Genomic DNA, 13,653 nt, shown 5'->3' with positions numbered 1-13,653 from the left:
CGTGGCCTCAGGATTAACTTCTGCGCTTTTTCCTCGAAAACTGATGAATAAGCGCTGATGAAGCTAGCCCGATTCCCTGAGTCGGACAAACCCTTTTTGGCAGAGCTTCGGGCAAGACCAACGGGATTCATGTTGTACATGTACAACTGCATTTCAGGCGCACGTCTGCCCTGCCCTGTCCGCCGGGCTCCGTATGCATTGTCGCAGGGTCAGGGCACAGGCGCTTCCGACTCGGGTGCCTATGCCGGTGTCTCTTGGTTGTACATGTACAACGCGTCCGAACCCAGTACCAACACGAGCCTGGCGGAGGTGTCATTCCCACCATTTCGGCTCTTGCCTTTTATACAGTCAGGGTGCCTTGAAGGCTCCGGTATCGAGGAACGTCTCGATCACATCGCACCAGGGTGCGATGTCGATATTGTTCTTCGACAACCAGTCGGGATTGAAATAGGTGCTGGAATAACGATCACCGCTGTCGCAGATGAGCGTGACGAGCGAGCCCTCGCGCCCTTCTTTGATCAGGCTGTCGGCGATGCAGAGCAGACCGAAGAAATTCGTACCGGTTGAGGCACCCACTCGCCGGAACAGACGGTCCGAAAGCACATGCGCGGCCGCGATGGAGGCTGCGTCCGGCACCTTGATCATATGGTCGATAACTGTCGGGATGAAGGACGGCTCGACACGCGGCCGCCCAACACCCTCGATGCGCGACGGCGCGGTGCAGGTCGTCTGCGTGTCGCTCGCCTTCCAGGCGTCGTAGAACACCGAATGCTCGACATCCGTCACGCACAGCCGTGTCGAGAGGTTACGGTAGCGGATGTAGCGCCCGATCGTTGCCGACGTGCCGCCGGTTCCCGCCCCCATGATCACCCAGCTCGGAACCGGATGGGCTTCCCGCTCCATCTGGCCGAAGATGCTCTCGGCGATGTTGTTGTTGCCTCGCCAGTCGGTGGCCCGTTCGGCATTGGTGAACTGATCGAGGTAGTGGCCTCCGGTCTCCGATGCGATGCGCGCCGCAGTTTCATAAACTTCTGACGGGCTGTCGACGAAGGCACAGCGACCACCGAAACGTTCGATGACGTCGATCTTCGTACGACTGGTGCTGCGTGGCATAACGGCAATGAACGGCAGTTCGAGCAGATTGGCAAAATAGGCCTCCGACACCGCGGTCGATCCCGACGAGGCTTCGACCAGTGTCGTGCCCTTGCTGATCCGTCCGTTACAGATGCCGTAGAGGAACAGGGAGCGGGCCAATCGGTGCTTCAGGCTTCCTGTCGGGTGCGTGCTCTCGTCCTTGAGGTAGATGGAAATGCCCTTCAGCCCCTTGAAAACTGGGTTGACCAGATGGGTATCCGCCGAGCGGCGGGCGTCGCCCTCGAGGATGCCGATGGCATTGCGTGCCCAGGCCCGGTCGGCGCAGTCGAGGAAGGGAACGGTTTCGGCCTGAAACCGGGTCGAATTCGTAGTCATGTCGCAACCCTTCAAACGGCTTTGTCTGCGCACCCTCGGGCCTGCACATTGCTTTGTGAAGCTGGGTCGCACAGGAACCACAGACGAGTAGAGGGCGGAAACGAAGCCGATGGCCGGTGCATCCCCCCGGTCCGGAGAAATGGCGGACGTCGTTCAGGTCCCCGCCCCCTTTGATAGCAAAAGTTCACCGGCACGCAAAACACTTGGCAGAAGGATCATTTGCGCCCTGCTGCAGAAAGCGGAGTTCGCGTTCATCGTACGAGAGCCCGCCACACGACGGCACGAAAACCTTCGCCATCGGCACACAGCCCACCAAATGTACCACGTCCTGGCCAGGGCGGGATACGATGCCAATCGATAAGAGCGCGACTACACCACGCGGAGCGGTATCGCAGGTGGTCGGCAAGGGGAGGGACGCGCTTGTCCGGCCTGCAGGATGTATGCGCCGTCGTACGGGCCGGTCCCGCAGTGGCCGTACGAACGGAGGGCGGTTTGGCAGCAGCAACCGCACAATACACACGGGCGACCCGCTGCTACGCTTCCAGTCTCACTCCTCAGCAACCACTGCGCCGACAGGCCACTGTGCTTGCGGCCCACGCACCGGCCCGCACCATGGACGTCGCCATCACACGGGAGGACCGCGTCCCGCCGGCTGACGCTCCACTATTCCGACCTCGCCCGTTCAACTCCATCGGTGGCCTTGCGACGCTTTGTCCGCCGGTGGTGGATGACAGGCCGGCATACAGGCAATATACCGTCAATCTACATTGGCTTGGAACCCTCGGTCATGAAGAACTGGCATCCCGATCTCGGCCGCAGCAGCAGCCCTCTCTACATGGCGATCGCCGATCTGATCGAGATGGATCTGCGCAGCGGACAGCTCTTGGCCGGCGACAAGCTTCCGACGCACCGGGACCTTGCCCGGCGGCTCGCCATCGACGTCACCACCGTCGCCCGCGGCTACCTCGAAGCACAGAAGCGCGGGCTCGTGCAGTCGCATGTCGGCCGCGGCACCTTCGTGACGGGCAGCGCGGATGCAGCACGCGTCCCTCTTCCCGTTGGCATATCGCCGGATAGCCGCCGCGCGGCCATGGTCGATCCCTCCATGAACATGCCCCCGGAGCCGGACGACCCTGATTTGCTCGCCCGCATGCGTGACGGACTGTCGGCGGTCGCCAGCGATCTCGTTCCGCTGCTGCGCTACCAGAGTTTCGGTGGCGCGGCCATGGACAAGGAAGCCGCCGCCCTTTGGCTCGGGCGCAAGGGCCTCGCGCTGCAGCAGGAGCGCATCTTCGTGGCGCCCGGCGCCCATCCAGCACTGCTGGCAATCTTCGGAATGCTCACCAAACCCGGTGACACCGTGCTTGCAGAAGCCATCACCTATCCGGGAATGCGCTCGATCGCCGCACAGCTGCGCCTCAAGCTCGTTGGCCTGCCGATGGATGATCAGGGCATCCTGCCGGAGGCCTTCGCGGAGGCCTGCATGCGCGAAAAGCCAAAGGCGATCTACCTCAATCCGACGCTGCAGAACCCGTTGACGCTGACCATGTCAGCCGCGCGTCGGGCGGAAATCGCCGCAACGGCAAACACACACCGCGTGCCGATCGTCGAGGACGACGCTTACGGCTTCATTCCAGCAAGCACCCCATCCCCCCTTGCCGCCTTCGCACCCCAGCTCACCTGGTACATCGGCGGACTGTCGAAATGCATCGGTGCGGGCTTGCGCCTGGCCTTTGTGGTCGCGCCCGATGACAGCCGGGCTCTCTGGTCCTTCGCCGGAGCCATGCGGGCAGGCAATGTTATGGCTTCGCCGCTGACCGCGGCCCTCGCCACGCGGTGGATAGAGGATGGCACGGCCGACGCGATTCTCGATTTCCTGCGCTCGGAGGCTCCGGCCCGCCAGGCCCTTGCCGCCAGCCTCCTGCCTGCCGGCTACCGCGCCGACCCCATGAGCTTCAACATCTGGCTGCCGCTACCGCAGGGCTGGACGCGATCCACCTTCGGCACCCACATGCGGGCCTGCGGCCTCGGCGTGATGGCCAGCGACGCCTTTGCCGTCGATGGCGCGCCGCCGGAAGCCGTGCGGGTCAGCCTCGGCGGCCCGGTGACGCGGCCGCAACTCCAGACCGCCCTCGAATTCATGGCGCACGCGCTTGAAGGTCCCCCGGAAATGGCCGGGTCCTTTTTCTGATTCCGTAAATCTTCCCGATCGAACGGGTGCAGCCTCACTGGCAGCAGACGTCCGTGTGCCTGCGTCAGTATGTCTGCTCGACAAATTGACAGCATGATTGCATCTATATGAACGCATAAAATGATTGGATTGAATGGATATAGAAAGGTACTTGCCATGAATGAGACCTATCCCCAGCTGCCGCCCATGCAAACCGGTATTCGCGGTCGTTGCCCGCGCTGCGGCCAAGGGCATCTCTTCAAGGGATTCCTTACGCTGGCGCCGAAATGCGAAGCCTGCGGTCTCGACTATTCCTTCGCCGACCCCGCCGATGGTCCGGCCTTTTTCGTCATCTGCTTCGCCTGCGTACCGAGCGTGCTGCTCGCCGTCTGGCTGGAGGTCGCCTTCGGCGCCTCGCTGTTGACGCAGGTTCTGGTCACGGGGCCCTTCATGCTGTTGACCTGCATTCCCCCGCTTCGGCCGCTCAAGGGATGGCTGGTCGCAAGCCAGTATTTCTACAAGGCCCAAGAGGGCAAGGTCGTCCGCCGGCAGGCCGGCACCTGACACACGAGGGGAGGGGCTACCAGGTGATGTTCGACAGGCGTAGCCAGGGCGGGTTTTCCGCATACATTTCACGGATCAGCGACTTGATCTCGTCGATCCGCCCCGAGCCGTCGTTCCGCCGGTAGCTCATGATGACCGGCGAGGTCGCCCGCTCGTCGGAAAGCACGCGGTAGCAGACATCGTCCATGCGCTGGCGCTGGGCTGCCGCAGGCAGGATGCACACGCCGATGGCGGCCGCGACAAGGCCGAGCGCGGTCTGGATTTCCCGAACCTCCTCGACCGTGCCCGGCTCGACATTGAGATCCGCACAGAGGGCAAGCACTTCGTCGGCAAAGCTTGGCCGCGGCTTGGAGGGATAGATCACCAGCGTCTCGCCGGCGATCTCGCTCAGCGCAACGGGTTCTGTCGCCAGTGACTTCGGATGCCCCTTGGGAAAGGCAACGACCAGCCGCTCCTCGCGTAGCGTGATCCGCTCGATATCAGGGTCGCTGAGCCGTACGCGGCCGAACCCGAGATCGATACGCCCGTCCTTCAGCGCCGCGATCTGTTCCACCGACATCATCTCGCGGATCTCGATGCCGAGCGCCGGCCAGCGGACCCGCATGCGACGCACCAGATCCGGAATACCGCTGTAGAGCGTCGAGCCGACACACCCGATAATGAAGATCTCCCGGCGCGAGGCTGCGATGCGCCGGGTCTGTTCGCGCACATGATCGATACGGGCAAGGATCTGCTTCGCCTGGTCATAGAAGAAACGCCCCGCATCGGTCAGGACCAGCGGGCGGATGGAGCGGTCGATCAGGGTAACCCCGAGCGTCTCTTCCAGCTGCTGGATCTGTCGGCTCAGCGGCGGCTGGGCAATGTGCAGCAGTTCCGCAGCCCTGGAGAAATTACGCTCGCGGGCAACGGCGACGAAGTAGCGAAGTTGGCGCAGCTCCATGGCACTATACCTTCCCGGTATTGAAAGCGACCGCGATAGTCTTGGACGCTTTGCGGCGCCAAAGCTAGCCTTGCAGCAAGAATTTCGCGGGAGTTCCTGCATAGGCCAGACACCTGCCCGGCCGGGTCGAGGCGCATGGATCGACGGCGCCAGAGCGAGTATCCACAATGCCTTTCATCCGATCCAACGACATCGTGCTCTTCTATCGCCGCGCCGGCCGGCGCGGCGCACCGCGGATCGCCTTCGCCAACTCTCTTGGAACGGATGTGGCGATATGGGACGAGGTCGCCAATGCACTCGCCGCCGATTTCGACCTCCTGTTCTATGACAAGCGTGGCCACGGACTGAGCGAAGCGGCCCCTACACCCCGCGGTATCCGCGACCACGCCGACGACCTCGTTGGCCTTCTCGACCATGTCGGTTGGCAGGATACGATGCTCTGCGGCCTCTCCGTCGGTGGGCTGATTGCCATGGACCTCGCAGTGCGGGCACCGGCCCGGATCACACGCCTTGTTCTGATGGACACCGCAGCGAAGATCGGCACGCCGGATACCTGGAACGCCCGCATCGATGCCGTGCTCAAGGACGGCGTCGCATCGATCGGCGAGGCGATTATGGCACGGTGGTTTTCTCCGGCCTATCGCGTAGAGCAGCCGGAAGCCTTTTCCGGCTGGCGCCGGATGCTGGAGCGCACGTCGGCCGACGGCTATGCCGAAACCTGCAAGGCCCTGCGCGATGCCGACCTCACCGACGCCATCACCGGCATATCGGCACCGACGCTTGTGATTGCCGGCGGAAGCGACCTTTCGACACCGCCCTCGCTTGTCGAAGAAACAGCGCGCCGAATTCCGGGGGCTGTGTTCCGCATCATAGACGGCGCCGGCCACCTGCCATGCATCGAACGTCCCACAGACGTCGCGGCACTGGTGCGCGGCTTTTCGGACATGCCGGCACAATAGGCCGTCCGTGCACACACCATACCCTTGGGAGAGGACATCAAAAGCCAACCCTCGGGCCTATGCATTTTGGTGGCGAGACCTAGATTTTATTCGGCGGGAAAAGCCGCTTGACGACAACAGCAATCCGGAAACTGAGGAGGAAGTTATGAGCAGCAAGCCGGCAATCGTCCTTGTCCATGGTTTCTGGGGTGGGGCTGCCCATTGGGGGCATGCCATCCTGGCGCTTTCGCGCATGGGCTACAGCGACATCCACGCCGTGGAAAACCCGTTGACCTCGCTCGCCGACGATGCCGAGCGGACCCGCAAGATGGTGAAGCAAATTGACGGTCCGGTGGTGCTCGTCGGCCATTCCTACGGCGGCAAGGTGATCACCGAGATGGGGGATCTGCCGAATGTGAAGGCACTGGTCTATGTCGCCGCCTTCGCACCCGATGCCGGCGAAAGCGCCGGTGCCATCAGTCAGGCGCATCCACCCGCCGCCTTTCCCAACATCGCCCCCGACAGCGACGGCTATCTCTGGATCAAACCGGAGAAATTCCGGGAAAGCTTCTGCCAGGACCTCGACGCCGACGAGGCCCTGGTGATGGCCGTCACGCAGAAGGCCCCGCTGGGTAGCACATTCGGCGATACAGTCACCGCGCCGGCCTGGAAGACCAAGCCGTCCTGGTATCAGATCTCTACGCACGACCGGATGATCGCGCCCGAGAACCAGAAGCGCATGGCCGAGCGCATGGGCGCCAGGAAAATCATCGAACTCGATGCAAGCCACGCCTCCCTGGCCTCCCGGCCCCAGGACATCGCCGACCTGATTGCAGACGCGGCACAATCGGCAGCCTGAACGACAATCGGGCGGGCGCAGCATCTTGCCGGCGCCCGCACTTCTGTTGCCTGATTTAGCCTCCCACGGCGCCAGGCTTGCCAGAACACTCACCGTTCCGGCTTTCCCGTCTTCCCGACCGTAAACCTCCCAATCGATCTGCAAGAGAAACTCGACGCGACCCATCGCCAACGGGACCGTGGCACAGATGGCGGCCTATCGCGCCGCCTATCTTTTCAACCGTTCAAGCCCCGTAACCCGCGGCTGCCATACCCTGTCCAGACCAGTGAAGCGTCGAATGTTTCGCTAACCCCACGTCCTTGCTCGCCAACGCTCTGTGATATCACCCGAAGTTGGGTGCAATTGTTCTGGCCCGACCAGCGGCCCAATCACGGTGGATTTCACAGCACTATACCTATCAGGTATCATTAGAGATGCAATCGGTCTTGGACGGGCAGGGGAGGCATGGCGCATAGTTCTCCCATGAACACGACCCCTGCACCACATTTTCCGGCTACCATATCCCCTCCCGTCGTCGAACGGGTCGAGACCTTGCTGGTCGATCTGCCGACCATTCGCCCGCACAAGCTGTCGGTCGCGACGATGAACGGCCAGAGCGTGATGCTGGTAAAGGTATATTGCAGCGACGGCACCATCGGCATCGGCGAGGGCACCACGATCGGCGGCCTCGCCTATGGTGGGGAAAGCCCCGAGGGTATGAAGGTCGCCATCGACACCTATTTTGCCCCGGCAATGCTGGGGGAGGACGCATCCCGCGTGCCGGTGCTGATGGCGCGCCTTGCCAAACGGATCAAGGAAAACCGCTTCGCGAGAAGCGCCGTGGAAACGGCCCTGCTCGATGCGCAAGGCAAACGCCTCGGCCTGCCGGTGAGCGAGCTTCTCGGCGGCCGCCGCCGCGATCGCCTGCCGGTCGCCTGGACGCTGGCCTCGGGCGATACAGCCCGTGACATCGCAGAGGCCGAACACATGCTGGATCTCCGCCGCCACCGCATCTTCAAGCTGAAGATCGGCGCGAAGACCGTCCGAGAGGACATCGCCCATGTTGCCGCGATCAAGCACGCTCTAGGCGAGCGGGCCGCCGTGCGCGTCGATGTCAACATGGCGTGGAGTGAAACCGAGGCCGCCTATGGCATGGCCGCCCTTGCCGATGCCGGCTGCGAACTGGTCGAGCAACCGGTCGCTTCCACGGTGGCGCTCACCCGGCTGATGCGCCGTTTCCCCATCGCGCTGATGGCGGATGAGGCCCTGACCGGACCGGAATCGGCTTTCGAACTGGCAAAGGTCGGCGGCGCCGATGTCTTCGCCGTCAAGATCGAGCAGAGCGGCGGCCTCTTCAATGCCCAGCGCGTGGCCGCGATCGCCGATGCGGCCGGTATCGAGCTCTATGGTGGCACCATGCTGGAAGGCCCGGTCGGCACCATCGCCTCCGCCCAGGTCTTTTCGACCTTCGCCAATCTGCAGCGAGGCACAGAGCTGTTCGGCCCGCTGCTCCTGACCGAGGACATTCTCGCAACGCCGCTCGACTACAGCGATTTCGAGCTGACCGTGCCCGGTGGCCCGGGCCTCGGCATCGAGCTGGATGAAGATCGCGTCGCGTTCTTCGCCCGCAACGCCCCGCGCAAGACCATCAGTCTCGCCGAGTAGGAGGACAAGCCCATGCTTTTCCAGGTCCGAATGGACGTCCACATTCCCCACGATCTGCCGCAAGAGGAAGCGGTGGACATCCTTGCACGGGAAAAAGCCTACGCACAGGCGCTGCAGGACAGCGGCACGTGGCGCCACATTTGGCGCATCGCCGGGGAATACGCGAATATCAGTATTTTCGACGTCAAGGACAATGCCGAACTGCACGCGGTCCTGACGGCGCTGCCCCTGTTCAAATTCATGACCATCAAGGTGACGCCGCTGCTGCGCCACCCCTCGTCAATCCGTGAGGACGACACCTGAGCGGACTCGAAACCGTTTGACGCAACCTAGACCCGGAGGAGAGCTATCATGACTGTGAGGATTTTCGACAGGCCGGAAATACAGGATTTTCTGAAGGTCGTCAGCGGACTCGACAAGCCGGGTGGCAGCCCGCGCATGAAGGAGATCACCCACCGCCTGCTGTCGGATCTGTTCAGGGCGATCGACGATCTCGACATCACCCCGGACGAATACTGGGCCGGCATCGCCTGGCTCAACGAGATCGGCGCCACCGGCCAGGCCGGCCTCATCTCGCCCGGCCTCGGCCTCGACCATTTCCTTGATGAGCGCCTCGACGCCATCGACGAGGACCTTGGAATCAAGAACGGAACACCGCGCACCATCGAAGGTCCGCTCTATGTCGCCGGCGCACCTGTCGCGCATGGTTTCGCGCGGCTCGACGACGGCACGGATACCAACGGCCACACCCTGATCATGCACGGCACCGTTCGCGACGCCGACGGCACACCGCTTCCCGGCGCGACAGTGGAAGTCTGGCACTGCGACACGCGCGGCTTCTATTCCCACTTCGACCCCACCGGCAAGCAGGCGCCGTTCAACATGCGCCGTACGATCGTCACCGACGACAAGGGCTGTTACAGGTTCCGGAGCATCGTGCCCAAGGGCTATGGCGTTCCCCCCGGCAGCCCGACCGAACAGCTTCTTTCCGCCCTCGGCCGCCATGGCCAGCGCCCGGCACACATCCATTTCTTCATCAGTGCCGATGGCCACCGCAAGCTGACCACTCAGATCAACATCGCGGGTGATCCCCTGGTCAACGACGACTTCGCCTACGCCACTCGCGACGGCCTCGTCCCGGCTGTCACCGAGCGGACCGAAGACACGAGCATCAGGGCCAACGGCCTGGAGGGACCGTTTGCCGAGATCGTGTTCGATATCGGCCTCACTGCGCTGGTGAACGGGGTCGACAACCAGATCAACCTGCAGCGCAAGCGGGCGGCCGCGTAAAGCCGCCCCAGCCTTTCTTCAACCGACATCGTTGCAATGGCGCCGCCGAGCGGCGGCTGCCATGAGAGGAGGAGCCATGCCTACGATCCTGGACAAGGCGCAGGAACTCGACGAACTGCTCGCCAACGCGGTGCAGGATGACCACGAAGCCGGCGTGTTCCGCTGCCGCCGCGACATCTTCACCAACGCCGACCTGTTCGAACTGGAGATGAAGTACATCTTCGAAAGCAACTGGGTCTATCTCGCCCACGAAAGCCAGATCCCCGACAACAACGACTATTACACCACCACTATCGGCCGCCAGCCGGTGGTCATCACCCGCGACAAGGCCGGCGTCCTGCACGCGATGATCAATGCCTGCGCCCACCGTGGCGCGATGCTCTGCCGACGCAAGCATGGCAACAAGGGCAGCTTTACCTGTCCCTTCCACGGCTGGACCTTTTCCAACGGCGGCAGGCTGCTGAAGGTCAAGGACGGCAAGACCACGCAATATCCCCCGCAGTTCGACACGGATGGCTCGCATGATCTGAAGCGCGTGCCGCGCTTCGAGAACTACCGCGGCTTCCTTTTCGGCAGCCTCAATGCGGACGTACTGCCACTTGCCGACTATCTCGGCGAGACCAGGGCGATCATCGACCAGATTGTCGACCAGGCACCCGACGGGCTGGAGGTTCTGCGCGGCAATTCCTCCTACATCTATGACGGGAACTGGAAGCTGCAGATGGAGAACGGCTGCGACGGCTACCATGTCAGCAGCGTGCACTGGAACTATGCCGCCACCATGGGTCGCCGGGCTGAGGAAGGCACCAAGGCGGTCGATGCCAACAGCTGGAGCAAGTCGGTCGCCGGAGTCTACGGCTTCGACCATGGGCATATCCTGCTCTGGACGACCACGATGAACCCGGAGGCGCGGCCGGTCTACAGCAACCGCGAGGAGATCAAGACCCGCGTTGGTGCTGACAAGGCGGATGTCATCGTCAACCAGACGCGCAATCTCTGCCTCTATCCGAATGTCTTCCTGATGGACCAGTTTTCCACGCAGATCCGCGTGACGCGCCCGATCAGCGTCGACAAGACGGAGATCAGCATCTTCTGCTTCGCCCCGAAGGGCGAGAGCGCCGAAAACCGCGCGCTGCGCATCCGCCAGTACGAGGATTTCTTCAATGTCTCCGGCATGGGCACGGCCGATGATCTCGAGGAATTCCGCGCCTGTCAGGCCGGCTATGCCGGGATCACGGCCCTCTGGAACGACATGTCGCGCGGTGCCCCGCTCTGGATCGATGGACCTGACGACAATGCAAAACGCATGGGCATCACGCCGCTGCTCTCGGGAGAGCGCAGCGAGGACGAAGGCCTGTTCGTCCGCCAGCATGAATATTGGGCCAGGGTGATGCGCAAGGCGCTCGCCGCGGAAGCGGAAGGAGCGGCGGCATGAGCATCTCTTACGACACCATTTGCGCCTTCCTCTACAAGGAGGCACGCCTTCTGGACGATCGCCAGTGGGACGAGTGGCTGACCTGTTATGCCCCCGACGTCACCTACTGGATGCCCGCCTGGGACGACGACGACCAAATCACTGAGGATCCGCACGCGCAGATCTCGCTGATCTACTACCCAAGCCGCGATGGCCTTGAAGACCGTGTCTTCCGCATCAAGACCGAGCGTTCGGGCGCTTCCACGCCCGAGCCGCGCACCTGCCACATGATCGCCAATGTCGAGGTGGTGACCGCGCGCGGCGGGGAGGTCGACGTACGCTACAACTTCCACACCCTCAACCATCGCTACAAGGTCACCGACCACTTCTTCGGCACCGTATTCGTCACGCTGCGCGAGAGCGGCGGCGACCTCGTGATCGCCAACAAGAAGATCGTGTTGAAGGACGATTACATCCGCCAGGTCATCGACGTCTACCACATCTGACGACCGGGCAGTCCGGCACCCTGAGGAGGAGGAGCCATGTGCTACAAGATCGCTTTGAACTTCGAGGACGGCGTTACCCGTTTCATCGGCTGCAACAGCGGCGAGAAGGTCCTCGACGCCGCCTATCGCGCCAAGATCAACCTGCCGATGGACTGTTCCGACGGCGTGTGCGGCACCTGCAAATGCCGCGCCGAAAGTGGCAGCTACGACCTCGGTGACGACTATATCGAGGACGCGTTGACGGCCGACGAGGCAGCAGGCGGCCTGGTGTTGACCTGCCAGATGAAGCCGACATCGGATTGCGTGCTGTCGGTGCCGACGACCTCGCTCGCCTGCAAGACGGGCCAGCAGAGTTTCGCCGCGACGGTAGCGAAGATCGCCCCGCACAACGACGCCGCGATCGTGCTGGAACTCGACATGGACGGGGGAGGGGCGGCGCCTGCGTTCCTCTCCGGACAATATGTCAACATCGCCGTTCCGGGCAGTGGCCAGAGCCGCTCCTACTCCTTCAGCACGGTACCGGGCGCCGGGCGTGTCGGCTTCCTGATCAAGAAGATCCCCGGCGGCGTCATGAGCACCTGGCTCGAACAAGCCGCCATCGGTGAACGGCTCGACATCACCGGCCCCCTCGGCAGTTTCTACCTCCGCGAGGTCAAGCGCCCGCTGCTGCTGCTTGCCGGCGGCACCGGCCTCGCACCGTTCCTCTCCATGCTGGAGGGATTGGTGAAGGATAGATCCGAAGAGCGCATCCATCTCATCTACGGCGTGACGCGCGACCTTGATCTCGTGCTCGTCGAGGAGATCGATACCTATACCAGGCGCCTGCCGAACTTCAGCTACAGCACGGTCGTGGCCGAGGAGGCCTCCAGCCATCCGCGCAAAGGCTGGGTGACGCAGCACATGCCGGCGGAACTTCTGAACGGCGGCGATGTCGACGTCTATCTCTGCGGCCCGCCGCCGATGGTCGATGCCGTGCGCCGGCATTTCGACGCAAGCGGCGTGAAGCCGAACAGCTTCCACTACGAAAAATTCACGCCCAATGCGGCGGCGGGAGCAGGCGCATGAGCGCGTCCTGTTTCCCGGGCCGCTTTGCCGGCAAGGTGCTGGTGGTGACCGGCGCGGCCCAGGGCATCGGGCGGGCGGTGGCGCTGCGCGCCGCGGCAGAAGGCGGCAAGGTGCTGTTCGTCGATCGCGCCGACTTCGTCGCAGATGTTGCCAGCGAAGCGAGTGGCGGAGAGGCGGCAGCGCTCACCGCCGACCTTGAAACCTACGAAGGCGCAGCAGCCGCAATGCAGGCCGCCACCGAAAAATTCGGCGGCATCGACATCCTCATCAACAATGTCGGCGGCGCGATCCGCATGCGGCCCTATGCCGAATTCGAGCCGGCGCAGATCGATGCAGAAATCCGTCGCTCGCTGATGCCGACGCTCTACTGCTGCCACGCCGTGCTGCCGATCCTGTCAGCGCGGGGCGGCGGCACCATCGTCAACGTCTCGTCGAACGCCACGCGCGGCATTCACCGCGTGCCTTATTCGGCGGCCAAGGGTGGGGTGAATGCCCTCACGCAATCGCTGGCGATGGAAGTGGCCGGTCTCGGCATCCGTGTCGTCGCTACCGCTCCCGGCGGCACCGAAGCGCCGCCACGCCGCATCCCGCGAAACGCGGAAGGCGACACTGCACACGAAAAGGCCTGGATGGCCGAGGTCGTCGGACAGGTGAAGGGTTCGAGCTTCCTGAAGCGCTACGGCAGCATCGACGAACAGGTCGCGCCGATCCTGTTCCTGGCCTCCGACGAGGCCGCCTACATCACCGGGAACATCCTGCCGGTCGCCGGCGGCGATCTCGGCTGACAACATTT

The 13,653-nt window shown here is 63.2% G+C and carries 13 protein-coding genes; 11 read left to right on the top strand and 2 right to left on the bottom strand.

The features are described from left to right. Nucleotides 1–348: 348 nt before the first annotated feature. Nucleotides 349–1,470: a PLP-dependent cysteine synthase family protein gene (locus K0P03_RS31700; protein WP_272791736.1), complete on the bottom strand. Its 1,122-nt coding sequence runs from the start codon at nucleotides 1,468–1,470 to the stop codon at nucleotides 349–351. 787 nt (nucleotides 1,471–2,257) lie between these two features. Here K0P03_RS31700 and K0P03_RS31695 point away from each other — a divergent pair. Then, nucleotides 2,258–3,661: an aminotransferase-like domain-containing protein gene (locus tag K0P03_RS31695; protein ID WP_272791735.1), complete on the top strand. Its 1,404-nt coding sequence runs from the start codon at nucleotides 2,258–2,260 to the stop codon at nucleotides 3,659–3,661. A 156-nt stretch (nucleotides 3,662–3,817) separates the two neighbouring features. Further along, on the top strand, nucleotides 3,818–4,204 hold the full coding sequence (locus tag K0P03_RS31690) for a DUF983 domain-containing protein (RefSeq protein WP_272791733.1): 387 nt from the start codon (nucleotides 3,818–3,820) through the stop codon (nucleotides 4,202–4,204). Between the two features lie 16 nt (nucleotides 4,205–4,220). Here K0P03_RS31690 and K0P03_RS31685 read toward each other — a convergent pair whose 3' ends face one another. Further along, a complete protein-coding gene (locus K0P03_RS31685) occupies nucleotides 4,221–5,144 on the bottom strand; it encodes a LysR family transcriptional regulator (protein ID WP_272791732.1) in 924 nt (307 codons plus the stop codon). Between the two features lie 167 nt (nucleotides 5,145–5,311). On the opposite strand from K0P03_RS31685, the gene pcaD reads away from it, so the two are divergent. The 9 genes from pcaD to benD all read left to right on the top strand — a co-directional run bounded on the left by pcaD (nucleotide 5,312) and on the right by benD (nucleotide 13,645). Further along, nucleotides 5,312–6,103, top strand: coding sequence for a 3-oxoadipate enol-lactonase (gene pcaD, locus K0P03_RS31680; RefSeq protein WP_272791731.1), 792 nt, complete (start codon nucleotides 5,312–5,314; stop codon nucleotides 6,101–6,103). A 145-nt stretch (nucleotides 6,104–6,248) separates the two neighbouring features. Further along, nucleotides 6,249–6,941: an alpha/beta hydrolase gene (locus K0P03_RS31675; protein ID WP_272791730.1), complete on the top strand. Its 693-nt coding sequence runs from the start codon at nucleotides 6,249–6,251 to the stop codon at nucleotides 6,939–6,941. A 462-nt stretch (nucleotides 6,942–7,403) separates the two neighbouring features. Continuing rightward, nucleotides 7,404–8,585 (top strand): muconate/chloromuconate family cycloisomerase, encoded by a 1,182-nt coding sequence (locus K0P03_RS31670; protein WP_272791729.1) that lies wholly within the window; start codon nucleotides 7,404–7,406, stop codon nucleotides 8,583–8,585. 12 nt (nucleotides 8,586–8,597) lie between these two features. Continuing rightward, on the top strand, nucleotides 8,598–8,888 hold the full coding sequence (gene catC / locus K0P03_RS31665; RefSeq protein ID WP_272791728.1) for a muconolactone Delta-isomerase: 291 nt from the start codon (nucleotides 8,598–8,600) through the stop codon (nucleotides 8,886–8,888). 48 nt (nucleotides 8,889–8,936) lie between these two features. Continuing rightward, on the top strand, nucleotides 8,937–9,875 hold the full coding sequence (gene catA / locus K0P03_RS31660) for a catechol 1,2-dioxygenase (RefSeq protein ID WP_272791727.1): 939 nt from the start codon (nucleotides 8,937–8,939) through the stop codon (nucleotides 9,873–9,875). A 76-nt stretch (nucleotides 9,876–9,951) separates the two neighbouring features. Continuing rightward, nucleotides 9,952–11,310: a Rieske 2Fe-2S domain-containing protein gene (locus K0P03_RS31655; protein ID WP_272791726.1), complete on the top strand. Its 1,359-nt coding sequence runs from the start codon at nucleotides 9,952–9,954 to the stop codon at nucleotides 11,308–11,310. Further along, nucleotides 11,307–11,795 (top strand): benzoate 1,2-dioxygenase small subunit, encoded by a 489-nt coding sequence (benB, locus tag K0P03_RS31650; RefSeq protein WP_023513464.1) that lies wholly within the window; start codon nucleotides 11,307–11,309, stop codon nucleotides 11,793–11,795. The genes K0P03_RS31655 and benB overlap by 4 nt, the downstream gene beginning before the upstream one ends. 36 nt (nucleotides 11,796–11,831) lie before the next feature. Then, nucleotides 11,832–12,860 carry a benzoate 1,2-dioxygenase electron transfer component BenC gene (gene benC / locus K0P03_RS31645; RefSeq protein WP_272791725.1) on the top strand — a complete coding sequence of 343 codons (1,029 nt, stop codon included), beginning with the start codon at nucleotides 11,832–11,834 and terminating at the stop codon, nucleotides 12,858–12,860. Then, complete coding sequence (benD, locus tag K0P03_RS31640; protein ID WP_272791724.1) at nucleotides 12,857–13,645, top strand: benzoate diol dehydrogenase BenD; 789 nt, start codon at nucleotides 12,857–12,859, stop codon at nucleotides 13,643–13,645. Before benC ends, benD begins: the two co-directional genes overlap by 4 nt. Nucleotides 13,646–13,653: the final 8 nt, after the last annotated feature.

It is taken from the genome of Shinella sp. HY16 (assembly GCF_028534175.1).
Taxonomy (GTDB): Bacteria; Pseudomonadota; Alphaproteobacteria; order Rhizobiales; family Rhizobiaceae; genus Shinella.
The sequence above is the reverse complement of the archived record's forward strand: the minus strand, read 5'-3'. Positions and strand labels throughout refer to the sequence as shown.